The 2,827-nt window shown below is 66.3% G+C and carries 1 protein-coding gene; it reads right to left on the reverse strand.

What is annotated here, in order from left to right; translation table 11 throughout:
• Positions 1-2,796 (reverse strand): non-ribosomal peptide synthetase (locus AC0V2Y_RS26545; RefSeq protein ID WP_475418396.1); only part of this gene is annotated, 2,796 nt, incomplete at its 3' end.
• Positions 2,797-2,827: the final 31 nt, after the last annotated feature.

Consider the following 2,827-nt stretch of genomic DNA (forward strand, 5'->3'; position numbering starts at 1 on the left):
TTCCACCTGACCTTCCGCGGCGACGTACCTGCCGCGCGCCAGCGCTTGCAGATCGGGCGCCGGCAGCGCCGTGCGATCGAGCTTGCCGTTGCTGGTCAGCGGGAAGGCGTCGAGCGTGACGAAGGCGCTGGGAATCATGTAATCGGCCAGATGGGCGCCAAGCTGGGCGCGCAGTTCGCCAGCGACAGGCGCCGCGCCGGACGCGCGCAGGTAGGCCACCAGCCGTTTCTCGCCTGGCGCGTCTTCGCGGGCGACGACCAGCGCTTCTGCCACGCCGTCGCATGCCAGCAGGCGCGTCTCGATCTCGCCCAGCTCGATGCGGAAGCCGCGGATCTTGACCTGGAAGTCATTGCGTCCAAGGTAATCGATGGAACCGTCCGCCAGCCAGCGCCCAAGGTCCCCGGTCTTGTACAGCCGCGCGCCTTCCTTGCTGCTGAAGCGATCGGCCACAAAACGCTGGACATTGAGCTCGGGACGGTTCAGATAGCCGCGCGCCACGCCCGCGCCGCCGACATGCAATTCGCCTGTCACGCCGATTGGCGCCGGCTCGCCATGCTGATCGAGGATGTAGATCTGCAGATCGGGAATCGGCACGCCGATCGGGCTGGCGCAGGCCAGTTCCGCATCGGCTGCGCTCACCGGGCGGTAGGTGACGTGCACCGTGGTTTCGGTGATGCCGTACATATTCACCAGTTGCGTGGAGCCATTGCGGGCGTCGCGGTACCAGGGCCGCAGGCTTGCCAGATCGAGCGCCTCGCCGCCAAAGACGACGGTACGCAACTGGTGGACCGCGTCACTGGCCGCCTGGGCGGCGATCAGCTGGCGGAAGGCGCTTGGCGTCTGGTTCAGGACAGTGACGCCCTGTTCGCACAGCAGCTGATAGAAATCCTGTGGCGAGCGGCTCACCAGATACGGCACTATCACCAGCCGGCCGCCGTACAGCAGCGCGCCCCACAATTCCCACACCGAAAAATCAAAGGCGAATGAGTGGAACAGGGTCCAGATGTCGGACGGCTGGAAGCCATACCACTGTTCGGTGGTGGCGAACAGGCGCGTGACGTTGCGGTGTTCGACCATCACGCCCTTGGGCAGACCAGTCGATCCCGAGGTATAGATGATGTAGGCCAGATGCTCCGGCGCCAGGCCAGCGATGTCCGGATTGCTGTCAGCTTGCCCGGCAATGACGACGGCATCGGCACCGTCGATCAGCACCACCCTGGCGTCGCCAAGCGGCAAGCCATCGACCAGCGCGGCCAGCGCGCTCTCGGTCAGCAGGGCGACCGGCGCGCTGTCCTCGATCATGTGGCTCAGACGATCGGCGGGGTAGTCCGGATCGAGCGGCACATAGCCACCGCCGGCCTTGAGCGTGGCCAGGATGCCGATCACCATGCCGATGCCGCGTTCCAGGCAAAGGGCCACGCGCGCATCCGCCCGCACGCCGATGCCGCGCAGGTGATGTGCCAGGCGATTGGCGCGGCGATTCAGTTCGGCGTAGGTCAACGATACATTTTCATACACCAGCGCGATGGCGTCGGGCTGGGCCAGCGCCCGCGCCTCGAACTGCTGGTGAATTAACTGTTGTCTAGGCAATTCGCCCTGTGCATCGTCACGCAACTTCCCATTGAAACCGTACAGCAGTTCATGGCGCTGTGCGGCGGACAGCACCGGCAGACTGGCGACGCGCGCACTGTCATCGGCAGCCATGCCGCGCAGCAGCGTTTCAAGGTGGCCAGCCAGACGGACAATGCTCGCTTCGTCGAACAGGTCGCTGGCGTAGCGCAGGCTGCCGCTCAGGCGGCCGTCGCTTTCAGCCAGCGACAGCGTCAGGTCGAACTGCGCGGTATTTTGCTTGGGCTGCACGCTTTCAATGCTCAGGCCCGGCAGCTGCAAGGTGCCGCCGGGAGCATTGTCCAGACTGAGCATGACCTGGAACAGCGGGCTGTGGCGCATGCTGCGCGCCGGCTGCACCGCTTCCACGATCTGCTCGAACGGCAGATCCTGATGCTCGTACGCCCCCAGCGTGTGCGCCTTGACTTGCGCCAGCAGCTGCGCCACGCTCGGATCGCCCTCCAGCTTCACCCGCAGCGCCAGCGTGTTGACGAAGAAGCCGATCAAGCCCTCCACCTCGGCGCGCTGACGGTTGGCCACCGGCGTGCCGACCACCACATCATCCTGGCCCGACAGGCGCGCCAGCAGCGCGGCCCAGCCTGCCAGCAGCGTCATGAACAGCGTCGCGCCGTGCTTCTGGCTCAGCGCCTTCAGACCGGCGGTCAGCGCGGCATCGAAGCGCACCTGCACGCTGCCGCCGGCGTAGCTTTGCCGGGCCGGACGCGGACGGTCGGTCGGCAGTTCCAGCAGCGCCGGCGCGCCTGTCAATTGTTCTTTCCAGAACGCGCTCTGCGCTTGCAGGACATCGCCCTGCAGCCAGCCGCGCTGCCATGCCGCATAGTCGGCATACTGGATCGCCAGCGGCGGCAGCGGATCGGCCTGACCAGCGCTGAAGGCGGCGTACAGCGTGCTGATCTCGCGCACCAGCACGCCGATCGACCAGCCGTCGGAGACGATATGATGCTGCGTCAACAGCAATACATGTTCATCCTCGGCCAGGTGCAGCAACTGGCAGCGTATCAGCGGGCCGGCGGCCAAGTCGAAAGGCCGCACCGCTTCCTCGTCCGAGAAGCGCTGTACGGCGATCTCGCGTTCGCGCGGCGGCAGATGGCGCAGGTCACGCTGTTCCAGCGCCATGCCGGCACCGGCTGCGGCGATGCGCTGCACCGGCGCGCCATCGACATTCACAAAGGTCGTGCGCAGGCTTTCGTGGCGCGCC

This window comes from Janthinobacterium sp. BHSEK, assembly GCF_056174685.1.